The sequence below is a fragment of the Actinomadura soli genome (assembly GCF_005889715.1).
In the GTDB taxonomy this organism is placed as follows: Bacteria; Actinomycetota; Actinomycetes; order Streptosporangiales; family Streptosporangiaceae; genus Spirillospora; species Spirillospora soli.
In genome coordinates this window covers 1-16,458 of the sequence record NZ_VCKW01000111.1, presented here as the reverse complement: position 1 = coordinate 16,458, position 16,458 = coordinate 1, and the positions used below count along the sequence as shown (strand labels likewise).

Below are 16,458 nucleotides of genomic sequence, written 5' to 3'. Positions count from 1 at the left end.
CGCTGCTCGTCAGCAGGAAGGGAGCGGACGGGCGAGCGCCCTCGAACGCGGCGGGGGACCCCGCCGGACGACCTGATGGCGCAGTGCGCGGCCGACCGACATGAGGGCGGTCGTCGCCGGTGCGGCGGGGATCCACGGCGGAGCCGTGGCGGGTTCGACGGCGAGGAGCGCGACCAGCAGCCGGACCAGCCGGATCGGCCGGTCGGCCGCACCGGCGACCCGCCGGGCCAGCGACCACGCGGCCCGCTCCCCGCGCCGCAGCCACCACGCCGCGATGAGCGCGGCGACGGTGTGCGCGAGCGTCATCGTCGTGCCGCCCGCGGCGTGGGCGACGGGCACCAGGATGTCCGAGCCCGCCATCGCCGCGTCGGGGACGGCGGTCTGGTGCATCCCGGCCTGGTGCAGGGCCGCCGCGCGCAGCGCCGGGTCCTGCAGGGCCGCCGCAGGCGGGTTGATCGGATCAGCGGCGCCGGTGAAGAGCGCGTGGAGCGCGAACTGGCCGCCCAGGAGGCCGCCGAGGATCGTCGCGAGTGACCGTTCGTGGCCCGCCAGCATGAGCGTCACGCCCAGCACCGCGCCGAACCCCGTCAGGACCGCCCATACGGGGATCGCCGTCCCCGACGCGAGGACGTGCCCGGCGGTGGCCAGCGTGACGCACACGGTGGCGAACACCACCGCGCGCGCGGTTCGGAAGCCCGGTTGCGGGGGACGCGGGGACATGGCGCACCCATCGTCCCACCACATCCGCCGTCCGGATAGTCGGCCCCGCGATCTTTTCGACACGCCCAACATCTTGGGGTTGTGCAAAGATCGTCAACTACATGTAGGGTTCAACCCCGTGCTGGTTCGCCCCCGCCGGTCATCGGCGGGGGCGTCGCAAGAGGGAACCCGGTGCGAGTCCGGGACTGCCCCGCAGCGGTGAGTGGGAACGACCGCCGTCACACGCACTGGACCGGAATCCACCGGCCTGGGAAGCGACGGCCAGTAGGACGCGCCTTCGATTCTCGGAGGTGCGGCGCCCGCGAGTCCGAAGACCTGCCCGCACGGTGATCCGGGGTCGCCCCTCGGATCGACACGTCCAGGTCTCGCGGGTGGGCCGGGGGCGGAGCGCGGCCTGCCGCCGCGTCCCGTTCGCATGCCGTCCGCGAGGCGGCTGCGAGGGGAGAGAGCACGTGACACAGGACCTGGCCGTACGGGCGGAGCCGCGCGCGACGGCGCTCACGGAGGTCGCCGCGGAGGTCGAGGCCGCCTGCGACGGGGTGCCGGACGTCGAGGCCGGACGGGTGCTGGCCGCCGTCCGCACGGGAACGGACGGAGCGGACGCGCCGGACGGGGCGGCGCTGCGCGACCTCGCGATCGGCGAGGCGAGCGCGCTGGTCCCCGCCGAACCCGGATATTCCAAGGTCGCGGCACGCCTGCTCGCGCTGCGGATCCGGGAGGAGACGGCGTCCGCGGGGGTCCGGACGTTCGCCGACTCGGTCGCCGCCGCGCATCGGGAGGGCCTCCTGGCGGACGCTCCGGCCGCGTTCGTCGCCGCCAACGCGTCCGCGCTCGACGCCCTCATCGACGAGTCCGCGGACGACCGTTTCGAGTACTTCGGGCTCCGGACGCTCTATGACCGGTATCTGCTGCGGCATCCTCGTTCGCGGCTCGTCCTCGAACGTCCGCAGCATTTCCTCCTGCGCGTCGCGTGCGGCCTGGCCGACTCGGTCGGTGAGGCGGCCGAGCTGTACGGGCTGCTCAGCACGCTGTCGTATCTGCCCAGCTCACCGACGCTGTTCAACTCCGCGGCCCGGCGCCCGCAGCTCTCGTCCTGCTTCCTGCTCGACTCGCCGCGCGACGAGCTGGAGTCGATCTACGAGCGGTACGGCCAGGTCGCGCGGCTCAGCAAGTACGCGGGCGGCATCGGGATCTCCTGGACGAAGGTCCGGTCGCGGGGGTCGCTGATCCGCGGCACCAACGGGCATTCCAACGGGATCGTCCCGTGGCTGCGGACGCTCGACTCGTCCGTCGCGGCCGTCAACCAGGGCGGGCGCAGGAAGGGCGCGGCCTGCGTGTACCTGGAGCCGTGGCACGCCGACGTCGAGGAATTCCTGGAACTGCGCGACAACACCGGCGAGGACGCGCGCCGCACCCACAACCTGAACCTGGCCAACTGGATCCCGGACGAGTTCATGCGCCGCGTCGAGCAGGACGGGACATGGTCGCTGTTCGACCCGAAGGAGGTCCCCGAACTGGCCGACCTGTGGGGCGACGCGTTCGACGAGGCGTACCGGGCGGCGGAGAAGGCGGGACGGTTCGTCCGGCAGCTCCCGGCCCGCAAGCTGTACGGGCGGATGATGCGGACGCTCGCCGAGACGGGCAACGGCTGGATGACGTTCAAGGACGCCGCCAACCGCGCCTGCAACCAGACCCTTGACCCGGGCGCGCCCCCGGTGGCGGGACGGCCCCCCACACCCCCCGAGAACGGGGTCGTCCACCTGTCGAACCTGTGCACGGAGATCCTGGAGGTGACGAGCGACGGCGAGGCGGCCGTGTGCAACCTCGGATCGGTGAACCTGGCCGCACATGTGGGTCCGTCCGGCATGGACTGGGAGCGGCTCCGCGCCACCGTCCGCACGGCCGTCCGGTTCCTTGACCGGACCATCGACCGCGGTTTCTACCCGACGCCGGAGGCGGAGGCGGCGAACAGCAAATGGCGTCCGGTCGGCCTGGGCGTGATGGGTCTCGCGGACGTGTTCTTCACGCTCCGGCTGCCGTTCGACTCCGACGAGGCCCGCGCGCTGTCGACGCGCATCTCGGAGGAGATCGCGCTGGCGGCCTACGAGGCGTCCGCCGATCTCGCCGCCGTCCACGGCCCGCTGCCCGCCTACGATCAGACGCGCACCGCCCGCGGCCAGCTCCACCTGGACCATTTCCCGGACACCGCGCCCACCCGTCCGGCCGAATGGGAACGGCTCCGGGCACGCGTCGCCGAGGTCGGGCTCCGCAACTCGCTGCTGATCGCCATCGCGCCGACCGCGACGATCGCGTCCATCGCGGGCTGCTACGAGTGCATCGAGCCGCAGGTGTCCAACCTGTTCAAGCGGGAGACGCTGTCCGGCGAGTTCCTGCAGATCAACCGCTACCTGGTGGACGATCTCAAGTCGCTCGGGTTGTGGACGCCGGCCGTCCGGGAGGCGATCAAGAAGGCGAACGGCTCCGTCCAGGGCCTCGTCGACCTGCCCGACGAGATGCTGACCCTCTACCGGACGGCCTGGGAACTGCCGCAGAAATCACTGATCGACCTCGCCGCCGCCCGGACCCCGTACATCGACCAGTCCCACTCGCTGAACCTGTTCATGGAGACGCCGACCATCGGCAAGCTCTCCTCGATGTACGCGTACGCGTGGCGGAGCGGCCTCAAGACCACGTACTACCTGCGGTCGCGTCCGGCCACCCGGATCGCCCAGACCACGGTGGCCGCCGCCGTCTGCTCCCTGGAGAACCCCGAGACCTGCGAGGCATGCCAGTGACCGCACTCCCGGAAGGTGCGCGGGGCATGCTGCTCGACCCGGGCATGGACCTGACCCTGCGGCCGATGCGCTACCCCGACTTCTACGAGCGCTACCGCGCCGCGATCCGCAACACGTGGACGGTCGAGGAGGTCGACCTCGCGTCCGACCTCGTGGACCTCGCCCGCCTGACGCCCGCCGAGGTGCACCTCGTCAACCGGCTCGTCGCGTTCTTCGCCACCGGCGACTCGATCGTGGCGAACAACCTGGTGCTGAACCTGTACAAGCACGTCAACGCCCCGGAGGCGCGCCTCTACCTGTCGCGGCAGCTTTTCGAGGAGGCCGTGCACGTCCAGTTCTACCTGACCCTCCTCGACACCTACCTGCCCGACCAGGACGAGCGCGCCAAGGCGTTCGCGGCGATCGAGCACATTCCGTCCATCCGCGCCAAGGCGGAGTTCTGCTTCCGCTGGATCGACTCGCTCGGCTCCCTGGACGAGCTCCGCACGTCCGCAGACCGCCGTGCGTTCCTGCTGAACCTGATCTGTTTCGCTGCGTGCATCGAGGGGCTGTTCTTCTACGGCGCCTTCGCCTACGTGTACTGGCTCCGTTCGCGCGGCCTGCTGAACGGCCTGGCCTCCGGAACCAACTGGGTCTTCCGGGACGAGTCGATGCACATGGAGTTCGCGTTCTCCGTGGTCGACACCGTCCGGGCGGAGGAGCCGGAGCTGTTCGACGCCGAGCTGACGGAGCAGGTCACGCGGATGCTGGAGGAGGCCGTCCAGGCGGAACTCGACTTCGCGCGCGACCTGTGCGGCGACGGCCTGCCCGGGATGAGCGCGAACGACATGCGCGCCTACCTGGAATACGTCGCGGACCAGCGCCTCGCCCGCCTCGGCCTCCCACCCCGCTACGGCACGCCGAACCCGTTCGCGTTCATGGAACTGCAGGACGTCCAGGAACTGTCGAACTTCTTCGAGCGCCGCGTCTCGGCCTACCAAATCGGCGTAGAGGGCAACGTCTCGCTAGACGAAGCCTTCTGACAGGTTCCAGATCTGCGGAGTGCCGCTGAAGATCTAGCGGCACTCCGCGATGGCCCGCCACCCGGCTGGCTGTCAATGCGGGGAGAGCTGCGCTGGACGCTCGCGATCGGCCGGCCGCTGAAATGGCACTAGCGTGGCCACGGCGATTGCCAGCAGTGGCCGGACCTCGGCTACCGACAAGGTCATGGTCGACAGAACGGCAGCCATCCACGCGACCTGGGCCATCCCGCGGTGCGCAAATAGTCGCCACTCAGGCCAGCGGACCACGGCGAAGGCCACCAACACCAGCCAGATCTGATGGTGGGTCCAAGAGATGGGCGAGACCACAAGACTCGCGGCCCCGATGATGACCACGGCCGCAAACTGGTCACCGGCACGACTTGCCAGCGCCGCACGGCGCAGTGCTGCGGCCAGAACGACGAGGCAGAGGATCGCCCACGCGACCTTATGTGTGTGGCCATGCAGGCCGAGGCGTTGCAGGGAGGCGTCCAGGGAAATGTTCCCGCTGGAGGTGAACGCGTGCACCGTGCTCCCCTGGAAGACCACCGAGAGCCAGAACTTTTCAGTCTCTCGGGGCATGATGGCCAACGTCGCGACGGTGCAGGCGGTAAAGGTGGCCAGTGCCACCACAGCCGCCTGACGGCGACCCGCCAGCCACAGAAACGGTATGAATATCAGCGGTGTCAGCTTGATTGCAGCGGCGATTCCCACCAGGACGCCCGCGGCGCGCGTGCGGCTCAAACAGAGTAAGTCTGCCACCACGAGAGCGCTCAGCAGGATGCTGATCTGACCAAATCGTAGATTACTCGCCAATGGCGCGCTGACGGCGACAGCGGTGAAGATCAGGCCGCTGGAGATCGCCGCATCCTGAAGAACGCAATATGGCCACTTTCGCGCGACGTACTTGCCGCCAACAACTGCGATCATTATGACGCACGCGATGCAGATGATTGTCCACAGCACCGCCGCCAATCCGTACGGGACGAATGTCAACGGCATGATCGGTAACGCTGCGAACGGCGGATAGGTGAACGCGTCTCCGATGCTCGTGGTACGGAACGCGTATAACCCATGATGGTGCCTGAAGGACTCGACGGCCCCGAGATAGACCTCCAGGTCATCAAGACCGCGAAGACCCTCCGGCCCGCGAAGTCCGTGATAGGCGGCCAGCGCGGTCAAGACGGCCCCCGCGGACCATGCCGCGCAGGCGACGAAGAGCCTCACCAGCGGATTTCGACGGTGCGGGTGCTCATCCGGACTCGGCGAGCTTGTCGTGCCCGGAGGCGATTTCTGCACCACGCGAGTCCTTTGCGATGAGGTCGAGCGCGGTCCCTGCCCGGACCGCGTAAGCGAAGAACTTGAGCCCGCCGACGTTCTTCAACTCCGGACGAAAGCGCTGCCGGTCCTTGGTTGTCGCAAGAAGCTCGACTACTTTGGACGCGGCCACTCCAAAAATGAGGTCCATCCTGTCGTAGGCAGAGTCCACGCTGAAGTTCAGGGGAAGACCGTCGTCAACCGCCGGCGGGCAATCAAAGGATTGCGGTCTTCCTTGCACCACCGAACGGGTGCAGAGCACAGAATCCTTCTCGATGATGTCGACGCGCCATTCGATGGCGTCGTAGGTACCGTGGATGGACGCGGTGGCCTGCCGGGTGGTCAGCGGTGACGATTCGCCTCCCGAACCGGCTGACGTCGAGCATCCGGTAATGACGGCAGCAGCTCCCGAGGCAAGGAGCCATAAGAGTCTCACCGGCCTTCTCCTTCATTGGCCGTGGCCGTACCCACGGCCCGAGGGCGCGTGGGTACGACCGTGCGGCTTGCTGCTCGGACATGCCGGTCAGGACGCGGCGTAAACCCTCTGACCTGGAGAGGAGTAGCCGTTCTTACCGTCCTTCTTCTGGCCGAACCACTTGAGGTAGTAGGAGGTGCCCTTGCCGACGGAGACCCGCCGGTTGTCCGTGTGGTTGCGTCCATTGCACGGGTAGCTGTAGGAGGAGAAGATCTTCTTGCTCCCCTTCGTCCTCTTCAGCTGGGTGTAGAAATACCGGGCTTTCCCGCCGGACTTGCAGTGACCGCCGATCTTGATCTTCGCGCGCTTGGGCACGAAGTCGTGGCTGGCCCTTTCCTTCGCGGTCGTGCGCCACTGCTGGGTGAAGATGGTCTTCGCCTCGGCGGCAGGAGCACCGATGAACGATGCGGCGAGCACTGCTCCCGCGACGGTGGTGATGGCAACCCTGCGAGTCTTCAATCCATCCTCCATGGATCTCAGATTCCGCGCATTTGACTGCGGGGTGACGCGGGCTGACAGAAAAGGTAATCATCAGCGCCTCGGCCGACAATGTGTTCTAGATCACACAGTGCTGGACCTCGGCTTTGATGATGAAGCCTTGTCCGACTTCGGACATCGACGGGAAAGCCCGGGAAAAACGGTCCGCTGATTGCAGGCCTAAAGGTCGCTTCAAAATCGGTAATGGGCGTCCGGAGATTGTGAGGCCTGGTCACCGTGCGCCAGAACGTCAGTCAACTTTCTGTGGCGCGAGTACGCTCCGCGAGCCGGAAGAAGCTGTCTGCGAGGACTGTGCAGGAAGTCGGAACCGGGGCCGGACAGGTGGGCTCGGCGAAATAGTCCTCGCCAAAGGGTGTCGCAGAGCTGGTGCCGACTCTCCACGGACCGGCGAATCTTGGACCTCGGAGGCCGACGTCTCGGGCAACGCCGAGCCTGGAACGGTGAAGGCGGGTGGCCCGGCCTCCCGGCCCGCTACGGGCCGGCGAACCTGAGCGCTGCGTACGGCCCGGCTCTGGGCGGTGGTCCGGGGCCGGGCTGTTGCGCGTCTCGCGGAGCTCGGTACTCTCTCAATGGAATAAATCTTAACGTTCATCTATTTGACGTTGAGTGATGTTCCACCCGAGTTGGGAGTGTGCAGTGATGGACCGCGTCGAACCGTCCGCGGCGGCCGAGGCCGCCTCTGAGCACGTGTCCCTCAAGCGATGGTTGGCCGTGGTGGCCGTCGCGGTCGGGACGTTCCTCGTGGTCACGGCCGAGCAGCTGCCCGTTGGCCTGCTGACGTCCATCGGCGGTGACCTCGGGGTCTCCGAGGGGACGGCGGGCCTGATGGTCACCGTGCCGGGCCTGGTCGCGTCCGCCGGTGCGCTGCTGGTCCCGGTGGCGATCGGACGGCTGGACCGCCGCATCGTCCTGCTCGCCCTGATCAGCCTGATGGTCGCGGCCAACCTGCTGTCGTTCCTGGCGCCGAACTTCCCGGTGCTCCTGGCCTCCCGCTTCCTGGTCGGGATCTCCATCGGCGGGTTCTGGGCGCTGGCGGCCGGGATCGCCGTCCGGCTGGTCCCGTCCAGCCACGTTCCTCGCGCCACGTCGATCGCGTTCGGCGGGGCCACCGCCGCGAACGTCCTGGGGGTTCCGGCCGGGACGCTGATCGGCGGGCTCACCGACTGGCGGATCGCGTTCCTTACCCTGTCCGGCCTGGGTCTCCTGGCCGTCGCGGCGCTGTTCGTGCTCCTGCCCGGCATCCCCGCGACCGGGTCCATCCGGCTCGGCGCGCTGCTCGCGCTGTTCGGGAACTCGTTCGTCCGCGGCGCCACCATCGCCACGTTCCTGCTGGTCAGCGGGCACATGGCGGCCTACACCTTCGTCAGCCCCGTCCTGCGGGACGTCTCCGGCATCGACGAGGACCTCATCGGCCCGCTGCTCCTCGTGTTCGGCGCCGCGGGCATCGCCGGGACGTTCCTCGCCGGAGCCGCCGCCGGACGGAACGTCCGCGTGACGATCGCCGCCGTCAGTGTCCTGCTCACCGCTGTGCTTGCGCTGTTCCCGCTGGTCGGCGCGACCGCCGTCACCGGGGTCGCCCTGCTGATCCTGTGGGGTCTGGCGTTCGGCGGGGTCCCCATCGCCGTCCAGATGTGGATTCTGAAGGCCGCGCCCGACCACGCCGAGGCGGCCACGGCGCTCAACACGGTCGTGTTCAACCTCGCCATCGCGCTCGGGGCGCTGTTCGGCGGCCTCGTCGTGAACGGCGCGTCCGCCACCGCCGTGCTGTGGTTCGGGGCGGCGCTGACCGTTCTCACCTTCCTGGCCGTGTGGAGTACCCGGCGGGCCTGAGAGAGAGGATCATGTTCCGCACCTCTGGGACGGTTCCGAACTTTCCAGAGTGGGCAGACGTTGAACTGTCATAGCAAGGCCGAGGAGGAAGAACGATGGCTTCCATCATCGACCGGATTAAGAAATTTCTCCGGAGCCCGCAGGGTCAGAAGGCGCGGGCCAAGGCGGAACGGCTCGCGCGCGACCCGCGCACCCAGGCCAAGGCCCGCCGCCTGCTGTCCAAAGTCCGCGGCGGCTCACGCCACTGACCCCGGTGGCGACCGTAACCGACAACCGCACATCAGGCCCGCCCCGCTGAGGGGCGGGCCTTCGACTGGGGGGCCGGCTGTCAGGTGCCGGCCGAGCGAGTCCCGCGGACGCGGCGCGTGATCACCCAGGCAGCGACGACGAGCACCAGGACGACACCGCCGCCGATGAGCCACGGTTTCCGGCTCGGGGGAGTGTGCCCGGAGACGACCACGATCTCGCTCTTGCCCGACACGGCGGTGATGTCGCGGGTCACGAGCATGAAATCGTCCGAGCCGAGCACGTCGTTGTTCTCCCGGAAGCCGTCGAGCCCGCCGGTGTGAAGCTCCTTCTTGGAATCGACCAGCACCTTGGCGCCGTCGGCCTTGTGCACCAGGTACAGCGCGATGAGTTCGAGTTTGTCGTCGTCCCGCTTGACCAGGATCTTGCGCTCGTAGACCTTTCCCTTCGGCCCGGAGATCGCATTGGCCGCGTCCAGAGCGGCGGGCGGCTTACCGGAACCACCCTCCCGCCACGGCCGGACGCAACCGGACGCGCTGCACGGACGCGGTGCCATCAGCCGTCCGATGAGCTCCTCCGGCGACCCCATGCTCGCGAAAGTGGCCACCCGGGCCTGGGTGTTCGCGCTCTGGAACTCGTCGCCGACGACGTCCGTCGAGCGCAGGTACTCCCCGAACATGTCCCTTGTGGTGGGCGGCGTCGCGCACCCGGCCAGCGGCAGCGCGAGCGCGCACACGGCGGCCACACGCAGCACGGAGGCCCGCGCGATCCTCCTGAACGCGCCCGCGAGCCCCCGGTCGTCAGCCGAACCGATCATGACTTCGCCACCTCTCCCTCGCCCGGCGTCCACCGACCGTGCGCGGACGAGGCCGCCACGTCCGCGGCCGGTCCCGAACATTGGGGATATCCGCCCTGCTCATGACCAACTTCACGCAGTTTATGGAACGGTCAAATGGTCATGACCGAGGGGGATTGCGCCTTGATCACGAATAAAACGCAGACAGTATCCCAGCAGATTCACGCCGATTCAATCGCCCTTACCCGGCGATATGGCGAGTTTTCGACTTTGGCGGAAAAGGGCCGCGCGCCGGTCAGGCCCACGGATCGGGCCCGGCTGCTAGCACACCGATGTGCAGGCCCATGACCTGCACATCGGTGCCTGAACGGGGCCGGTCGCCGCCACCCGACAGTGGCGGCGACCGGGGTGGCTCACTGGTAAGCCGCGCCTTGGTCGAGGCAGTTCACGTAGATCTGGGTGTTGAATTCCTGGCCGACCTCCTCAGGGAGGAGGGGCGCACGTCCGTCACCTTCATGGACGTTCACGCCGGTCAAGTGCCCGAGCTCATGCAGGATGACGACAAGCTGCATGTCCGCGACCGACAGCTGAACCGCCGGCAGGTCGAAGTAGAGCGAGGGGTCGACATAGCCCTGATTCTGGTAGGCCGGATCGAAGGTGATGAAGTAGAAGCCGGGAAGGATGCTGATCCTGCCGTCGACGCCGAGTCCGGGCGAATAGCCGAAGTCCAAGGTTCCGTCGTTCACGTACGTGACGGGTACCGTGTCGATCACCCTGACGGGGTTGAGGGTGCCCGGCGAGCGGCTGTCGGTCAGGCTGAGAAGATCAAAGCACTTGGGCTTGTCGACGAGGGCCTTCTTGGCGGCGAGGCGAGCATTGTCGACCATCACCTGCACAACCTGCGCCGATGGGGGGCTCGGGTTTCCGGTGCCTCCGCCTCCGCCTCCGCCCCCGCTGCCTCCGTCTCCGCCCATGCAGCTGTCGGGCGTGTACAGGTCGCACGGGTCAGACGTGCCGCCCCCGCCCCCGCCCGGATCATCGCCGGGAGTGGTCTGCGAGTCGGTAGTGCCGCCCGGTGGATCCAGGGGCGACGCGGAGGCCGCTCCCGCCCCCAGCAGCGCTGCCGCGAGTGACACCGCAAGGACCGCGAGCAGCACTGATATTCGTCTGTGCATGAGTACCCCTGTGTGGGCGTGACGCGGTGGGCGCTCCGCCGGGCGTTCTCGCCGACGTTGCGCGTTGACATCACCTATTCGCGCGCACCAGACGTTTGGACGGTATGACGGCTGTCACACGCAGCCGTCCTGGGGCGGGCAGTCAGTAGAACAGCCCTTGACCTTGGTCTTCTCCGGGCGGGGAGTCGAAGGGTCAAGGGCTGTCCTCGTCATCGGTCAGTGGTCCTTACCGGGTTTCCACCCCGACCGAGATGACCGGGTAGCCGGCGCAGGGCGCGCGAGAGACGGCGCCCGGCGCCACCCACGGCCCCTCACAGGCGATCACACCGACAGCCGGGTTGAAGTGCTGCTGCCGCATGAGCGCGCGGTGCTCTCCGGTGCCGCCGGTGCAGCGGCTCTCCGCGAAGTTGCCGCCGTTGACGACACTGCAGCCCGTCGGGGCGGCCGAGGCGCTGGACGCGGTGCCCACCAGTGCCGTCGCGGTGGCCAGGACGGTGAACGAGGCCAGCGCCCACCTGCGGGTCCTCCGCCGAGCGCCACCCGGGCCGAGCGGCGGGGCCGGCTCCGGGCTCCGGCCGTATTCGCCGGCCGGCGACACGTACGTGTCCTTCATGGATTCCTCCTCTTCACCGCGGTGGCCATGCCGCGCGAGCCGCGCCACGCCACCGCGAGCAGCCACTCGGGGTTCGTCTCGGGCTGTTCGCTGGATGACCGACCGAGGGCACTTTCTGAGCGACGCCCTCCCTGCACGCCGACCTTCTGGACAGGAGCGGCTGGGAGGCCCTGGGCGTAGGGGCCGGGGACTGGGAGCAGCTGATCACGCGACGCCGTGCAGAGCACGCACGCGAGCCCCGCCACGATGGCGGAGACCACGCTGGCCATGGCGGTCGTGCTGGCCGTCCCGGGCCTTCTCTTCGGCTACGTCGTTGTGAGGTGTCGCGGCGGGCGCCGACACCGGGCATGAACTGCGTCCTCGGCGTCGCCGTCGGCCTGGTCGCGGGCGGGCTCGGAGCCATGGCCGTCGCCGGGGGACGGCCGAGGAGTCGGCGCCCGAGGTCGACGTGGGGGCGCTCTGGCTCTTCGCCGCCATCTCCACGCGGCGGGCGTGCTCCGGTCGTCGTCTCAACCGGGCCGTTACCGATCGCTGCGCACAATGCGGGTGGGAGGTGCCCGGTGCGAACGGTGGACCGCGAGCACTACGCCGGCCTTTTGCGGCTCGCGTACCTGGTGCTGGACGACGGCGACGCGCCGCTCATGCGCGCCCGTCGCGCCGCCGTCCGCGCGACCCGGGTCCGGGACGGCGGATATCCGGCGATGCGGGCGCGGCTTGTCGCGACGCTGCTCACCGAGCCGCCTGCGGGGCGGCACCGGTGGCATCGCCTCTTCTTCGAGCCCGTGCCGACTCCGAAGGGGTCCGTCCGGGCGGCGTTGCGTGAGTTGTCGCCGCATGAGCGGCTCGCGTACCTGCTGCGCCGCGACGGGCTCACCGCTCCCGAGGCCGCCGCCGAGATGGGCGTGCACCTCCGGGCCGACTTCCGGGACGTGGACCGGGCCACCGACGCCGTGGACGACCGGACCGGCCTGGACGAGGCCGCGCAGCAGGCCGAGATCGAGGCGTTCGAGCCCGATCTCGTCCGGCTCCGCGCGCCGCTCGCCGTCCCGCGGGCCTGGCGCGCCGCCGTGGCGGCCGTGCTCTGGGTGGTGGTGCTGGCGGTCGCCGGTTTCGTCCTCATTCCGCCGGATGAGGAGTCCGGCGGGCCCACCGCGGTCGACCCGCGCGCGTGGCAGCGGACGGGCATGCCGACCATCAACGAGTGGCCCGCACAGGGCGAGCTGAGGGACGACGCCGGGCTGCTGCGCCGGGCCGCCGACGCCTGGCGGGCCGACCGGCGCGACCCGCCGCACGGAGGCGTCATCGTCCTGTACGCCGGGAGGGTGGACGGCGCGTCCCTCGTCGTCCTGCACGACTCCCCGGGACTGCGGGAGACGCCGAGCGTGGCGCAGTACTTCGAGCGGCGCCTGTCGCGCGGCGTGGAGTCGGTCCGCAGGCTCGGGTCGGGCTCGGGGCAGCTCATCATGCTCGGCCTGACGTGGCGCTACCTCGTCCCGCCGTGGCTGCGGGACGTGCGGGCGGCGGTGCCGTCCGGGCGGTCTCCGGACTGGGTGCCGGTGGCCGTCAAGGACGGCGTGACCGACCCGCTGCACTGGCGCTGGTTCGCGCCGCGCTGCCAGAACTACGTGGTGTTCCGGATGACGTTCCGCCCGGCCACCGGCGGATGGCCGCGGACGGTCACGCAGCTCGCCTCGAACGACCCCCGGTCGGCGGCGCCGCGGGTGTGGTTCCGCGACCCGCCGGAGCGGGACGAGCGGTTCGGCTGGGCGGCGCTGCACGCCGTCGCCTGCCAGGGCGCGGCCACGTTGAGCGAGTCGGGCGACCTGCGGCTGGCCCGGCTGTGGAGCGGTGAGCTGCCCGAAGGCGGCGGCCGGGCGACGCTGCTGACGGTGGACGCGTCCTCGCCGTGGGGCGCCCCTGGCAGGTCGATCCTGATCTCCGATGACGGGCGGGCGCTGTCCGAGCGCGGCGGGACGAACAGCGACTTCACCTCGTCCGCCGGGACGGTCGCCGCCGCCGTGTGGTGGCGGTCGCGCCGCCGCTGGCATCTGGTGGCGGCGGCGGGCCCGGACGTCGTGCGGCTGAAGACGGTCGGTGAGCTGGGCAACCACGCGATGGGAAGGGGCCGCGGGACGTCCCTGCTGGTGGTGCGGGGCCCGCGCGCCGGCGGCCCGCACCCGGAGACGGCCCGCCTCCCGGTCGTCCAGGTCGTCGCCTACGAAACAGACGGAGACCGAACAGTCGTCGACCCGTCCTGACCCGTGTCAGAGGTCGTCGAAGCTGACTTCTTGCATCGTGCCGTCCGGGCCCATTTGGAAGGCCCGTAGTTCACCCATGTTCTCCTGGGCCTCTGCGTAGGCGGCCTCACGGGCGGCCTGTTCCTGGCCCGTGGGGTCGGTCACCTTGAAGCGGTGCAGGTGGACCTTCTCCGTCTCGACGTCGTCAGGGTCGAGACGGCCCTCGATGACAAAGCCGAACAAGGCGCGCAATGCGTCCTCGCCCAGATCAAGGGGGTGGAACGGCAGCGGATACGGGTCTTCGTCAGGCCATCCCGGTATGGGCTCGACGGGATGCTCGCCCGCCCAGTAGGGCCGCTCGAAGTCGAACGGCTCGCCGATGTTCTCCTCGATGCCCGCGTCGGGCGACAGGCTCAGCGACCGGATGAGCACGCCGTCCTCCCAGACCGCGAAGCAGAACCAGTCGACGACGGAGTGCATTCCGTGCATGACGATCCGCCTGCCCGCGCCTGCCCGCAGCACGTGTTCCGGCAGTTCGGACGGACGGTCGAACACGAGCCGCCAGTCGCAGAACACGTCCACCCCGGGCAGCCTCGCGGCGTACGTGATGTCGTCGGGCGGGTTCACGTCCCAGAGCGTGCCCTCGCCTGCGGGTTCGACGTCGTGCCCCGGGTGGATCCGGCGCACCAGCCGCTCGGTCTCCGCCTGGTCCGAACGGGTGGCGCCCAGCCGCGCCGGACGGATGTCGCCGTCGCTGAACGCCAGCAGCGCCGTCTTCGCTCCCACATGACACCTCCGAGGTCCCCGCGACCCTACCGAGCGACTACGACATCGCCCCTTCGTAGTTGTGGCATGGCGGGGGGCATGCTGAAGTCGCCCGTCGGATGACGGATTCGCCGATGGTGTCCGTCCGTCTAGCCTCACGAGCCGGAGGACGACGCCGAAGGAGAACCGCATGGCCCACAGCCTCGTTTCACCGGAAGTGGCGGCGCTGCCCAAGGTCACGGCGTTGCGCGGGGCGCTGGCCGCGTTGCCGGGCGCCGTCGTTGCCTACTCGGGCGGGGTCGACAGCTCGCTGCTCGCCTACGTCGCGCATCAGGAGCTGGGGGACCGGGCGCTCGCCGTCACCGCCGACTCGCCCTCGCTGGCGCGGGCGGAGCTGGCCGACGCGAGCGCGCAGGCCGAGCGGCTCGGGATGCGGTACCGGGTCGTGCGGACGCGGGAGCTCGAGGACGCGCGGTACGCGGCGAACGGCGGCGACCGGTGCCGGTTCTGCAAGGAGGCGCTGGTGTCGGTGCTGACCGCGGTGGCGGCGGAGGCGGGGGACTGGCCCGTCCTGCTGGGCGTGAACACCGATGACCTGGGCGATCACCGGCCGGGGCAGAGCGCGGCGCGGCGGCTCGGGGCGCGGTTCCCCATGGTGGACGTGGGGCTGAGCAAGGCGGACGTCCGGGAGGCGGCGCGGGAGCTCGGGCTGCCCACGTCCGAGAAGCCCGCGTCGGCGTGTCTGTCGTCGCGGCTCGCGTACGGGGTGCCGGTCACGCGGGAGGCGCTGCGCCGGGTCGAGGAGGCGGAGGACGCGCTGCGCCGCGCCGGGTTCGGTGGACGGCTGCGCGTACGTGACCAGGGCGGCGACCTCGCCAGGATCGAGGTGGAGGCGGCGGACATCGGGCGTGCGGCGGAGCGGGCGAGTGAGCTTGTCGCGCTGCTCAAGGGCGCCGGGTTCCGGTATGTGACGCTCGATCTGGAACCTTATCGGCAGGGCAGTCACAACGCCGTTCTCGGGCTTCCCCGGGTGCGGGCATGACCGTTGACGAGCTGGGGTTCGCTCGGGTCGACATCGGGCGGGGGCGGCGGCGCGGGCATCCGGAGGCGGTGTACTGCGAGGGCAAGACCGTTGCGGAGGTCGTGGCGATCGGGGAGAGCCTGGTCGGGTCTGGGGCGGTGAATGTGCTGGCCACGCGTGCTGGGAAGGACACGTTGGACGCGTTGCGGGCCGCCTTTCCCGGCACGGTGGTGCATGAGCGCGCCCGGCTGGCCGTGCTGGCGCCCGTCCCGGTGTCCGGAACGGGACGGGTCGAGGTCGTGTGCGGGCGGCCGGAGGACGAGGCCGCGGCCGAGGAGGCGGCGCTCGTCGCGGAGGCGATGGGGAGCCGCGTCGTCAGGCGGTATGACGCGCCCGTCCATGATCCGGCTGGGCTGCCCGGGTGGCTCCGCGAGCAGGAGGCCCCCGGGGTCTTCGTCGTCGCGGACGGGACGGGCGGCGCGCTGCCGACGCTGGTCTCGGGGCTGACCGACCGGATGGTCGTCGCGCTGCCCACCTCGGCGGGCGGGGAGCAGGCCGGGCAGGCCGCGCTGCTGTCGGCGTTGAACTCGTGCTCGGCGGGTGTGGTCGTGGTGAACATCGACAACGGGTACGGGGCCGGGTACGCCGCCCATCTCGTCAACGCGGCGGGGTCATGAGGCGTCCGATCGTCGCCGTCGCCGAAGCGGCCGGGCTCGACGCGGACCAGGTGCGGCAGCGCGTCAAGGAACTGCTGGCCCGGGACGCCGAGGTGGCGTTCCTGCGGCGGGCGTCGCGCGGGCAGTACGAGGCGGCGAGGGAGGCCGCGCCGGGGGCCGTCCATCATGCGCGGTCCGGGCTGGTGGTGCTCACGCGTCCGCAGGCCCCGGTGCCGGTGCCCGTCGCTGTCGTGTCGGCGGGGACGGCCGACCTGCCGGTGGCGGAGGAGGCGAT

The 16,458-nt window shown here is 70.0% G+C and carries 16 protein-coding genes and 1 riboswitch; of the genes, 8 read left to right on the top strand and 8 right to left on the bottom strand.

The window, feature by feature from the left end; genetic code table 11:
- Positions 1–9: 9 nt before the first annotated feature.
- A complete protein-coding gene (locus ETD83_RS21660; protein ID WP_138646968.1) occupies positions 10–720 on the bottom strand; it encodes a hypothetical protein in 711 nt (236 codons plus the stop codon).
- Positions 721–825: 105 nt separating this feature from the next.
- A riboswitch (cobalamin riboswitch) is annotated at positions 826–1,057 on the top strand.
- 115 nt (positions 1,058–1,172) lie between these two features.
- Here ETD83_RS21660 and ETD83_RS21655 point away from each other — a divergent pair.
- A complete protein-coding gene (locus ETD83_RS21655; protein ID WP_138646967.1) occupies positions 1,173–3,515 on the top strand; it encodes a ribonucleoside-diphosphate reductase subunit alpha in 2,343 nt (780 codons plus the stop codon).
- A gap of 26 nt (positions 3,516–3,541) precedes the next feature.
- Positions 3,542–4,537, top strand: a complete 996-nt coding sequence (locus tag ETD83_RS21650; RefSeq protein WP_138646966.1) for a ribonucleotide-diphosphate reductase subunit beta — start codon at positions 3,542–3,544, stop codon at positions 4,535–4,537.
- 72 nt (positions 4,538–4,609) lie between these two features.
- Here ETD83_RS21650 and ETD83_RS21645 read toward each other — a convergent pair whose 3' ends face one another.
- The 3 genes from ETD83_RS21645 to ETD83_RS21635 form a co-directional block, all read right to left on the bottom strand.
- Positions 4,610–5,716: a glycosyltransferase 87 family protein gene (locus ETD83_RS21645; RefSeq protein WP_138646965.1), complete on the bottom strand. Its 1,107-nt coding sequence runs from the start codon at positions 5,714–5,716 to the stop codon at positions 4,610–4,612.
- A gap of 70 nt (positions 5,717–5,786) precedes the next feature.
- Positions 5,787–6,287 (bottom strand): hypothetical protein, encoded by a 501-nt coding sequence (locus tag ETD83_RS21640; RefSeq protein ID WP_138646964.1) that lies wholly within the window; start codon positions 6,285–6,287, stop codon positions 5,787–5,789.
- Positions 6,288–6,374: 87 nt separating this feature from the next.
- Positions 6,375–6,785: a hypothetical protein gene (locus ETD83_RS21635; protein WP_138646963.1), complete on the bottom strand. Its 411-nt coding sequence runs from the start codon at positions 6,783–6,785 to the stop codon at positions 6,375–6,377.
- Positions 6,786–7,463: 678 nt separating this feature from the next.
- Between ETD83_RS21635 and ETD83_RS21630 the strand changes: the two genes are divergently transcribed.
- Together ETD83_RS21630 and ETD83_RS42685 are read left to right on the top strand one after the other, a co-directional pair.
- Complete coding sequence (locus tag ETD83_RS21630) at positions 7,464–8,654, top strand: MFS transporter (protein ID WP_138646962.1); 1,191 nt, start codon at positions 7,464–7,466, stop codon at positions 8,652–8,654.
- A gap of 95 nt (positions 8,655–8,749) precedes the next feature.
- Positions 8,750–8,902 carry a hypothetical protein gene (locus ETD83_RS42685; RefSeq protein ID WP_171064360.1) on the top strand — a complete coding sequence of 51 codons (153 nt, stop codon included), beginning with the start codon at positions 8,750–8,752 and terminating at the stop codon, positions 8,900–8,902.
- A gap of 80 nt (positions 8,903–8,982) precedes the next feature.
- On the opposite strand, the gene ETD83_RS21625 is transcribed toward ETD83_RS42685, so the two are convergent.
- The 3 genes from ETD83_RS21625 to ETD83_RS21615 form a co-directional block, all read right to left on the bottom strand.
- Positions 8,983–9,717, bottom strand: a complete 735-nt coding sequence (locus tag ETD83_RS21625; protein WP_138646961.1) for a hypothetical protein — start codon at positions 9,715–9,717, stop codon at positions 8,983–8,985.
- A 392-nt stretch (positions 9,718–10,109) separates the two neighbouring features.
- Positions 10,110–10,586 (bottom strand): hypothetical protein, encoded by a 477-nt coding sequence (locus ETD83_RS21620; RefSeq protein WP_138646960.1) that lies wholly within the window; start codon positions 10,584–10,586, stop codon positions 10,110–10,112.
- A 511-nt stretch (positions 10,587–11,097) separates the two neighbouring features.
- Positions 11,098–11,484 (bottom strand): hypothetical protein, encoded by a 387-nt coding sequence (locus tag ETD83_RS21615; RefSeq protein WP_138646959.1) that lies wholly within the window; start codon positions 11,482–11,484, stop codon positions 11,098–11,100.
- Between the two features lie 560 nt (positions 11,485–12,044).
- Here ETD83_RS21615 and ETD83_RS21610 point away from each other — a divergent pair.
- The gene (locus tag ETD83_RS21610) at positions 12,045–13,742 is read left to right on the top strand and encodes a sigma-70 region 4 domain-containing protein (RefSeq protein ID WP_138646958.1); all 1,698 of its coding nucleotides are present in this window, start codon (positions 12,045–12,047) and stop codon (positions 13,740–13,742) included.
- Positions 13,743–13,748: 6 nt separating this feature from the next.
- On the opposite strand, the gene ETD83_RS21605 is transcribed toward ETD83_RS21610, so the two are convergent.
- Positions 13,749–14,507: a DUF6928 family protein gene (locus ETD83_RS21605; protein WP_138646957.1), complete on the bottom strand. Its 759-nt coding sequence runs from the start codon at positions 14,505–14,507 to the stop codon at positions 13,749–13,751.
- A gap of 169 nt (positions 14,508–14,676) precedes the next feature.
- Here ETD83_RS21605 and larE point away from each other — a divergent pair, with 169 nt between their 5' ends.
- From larE to ETD83_RS21590, 3 genes are all read left to right on the top strand, one after another.
- Complete coding sequence (gene larE / locus ETD83_RS21600) at positions 14,677–15,528, top strand: ATP-dependent sacrificial sulfur transferase LarE (protein ID WP_138646956.1); 852 nt, start codon at positions 14,677–14,679, stop codon at positions 15,526–15,528.
- Positions 15,525–16,184, top strand: coding sequence for an AIR carboxylase family protein (locus tag ETD83_RS21595; RefSeq protein ID WP_138646955.1), 660 nt, complete (start codon positions 15,525–15,527; stop codon positions 16,182–16,184). Before larE ends, ETD83_RS21595 begins: the two co-directional genes overlap by 4 nt.
- Positions 16,181–16,458: hypothetical protein (locus ETD83_RS21590; protein WP_205717806.1), on the top strand; the 278-nt coding region annotated here is incomplete at its 3' end. The genes ETD83_RS21595 and ETD83_RS21590, both read left to right, overlap by 4 nt.

What these genes read in the sequence shown, in the direction of transcription:
- ETD83_RS21660 (WP_138646968.1), bottom strand. Translation starts at nt 720, where the DNA reads ATGTCCCCGCGTCCCCCGCAACCGGGCTTCCGAACCGCGCGCGCGGTG.
- ETD83_RS21650 (WP_138646966.1), top strand. Translation starts at nt 3,542, where the DNA reads ATGCTGCTCGACCCGGGCATGGACCTGACCCTGCGGCCGATGCGCTAC.
- ETD83_RS21630 (WP_138646962.1), top strand. Translation starts at nt 7,464, where the DNA reads ATGGACCGCGTCGAACCGTCCGCGGCGGCCGAGGCCGCCTCTGAGCAC.
- ETD83_RS42685 (WP_171064360.1), top strand. Translation starts at nt 8,750, where the DNA reads ATGGCTTCCATCATCGACCGGATTAAGAAATTTCTCCGGAGCCCGCAG.
- ETD83_RS21625 (WP_138646961.1), bottom strand. Translation starts at nt 9,717, where the DNA reads ATGATCGGTTCGGCTGACGACCGGGGGCTCGCGGGCGCGTTCAGGAGG.
- ETD83_RS21615 (WP_138646959.1), bottom strand. Translation starts at nt 11,484, where the DNA reads ATGAAGGACACGTACGTGTCGCCGGCCGGCGAATACGGCCGGAGCCCG.
- larE (WP_138646956.1), top strand. Translation starts at nt 14,677, where the DNA reads ATGGCCCACAGCCTCGTTTCACCGGAAGTGGCGGCGCTGCCCAAGGTC.
- ETD83_RS21595 (WP_138646955.1), top strand. Translation starts at nt 15,525, where the DNA reads ATGACCGTTGACGAGCTGGGGTTCGCTCGGGTCGACATCGGGCGGGGG.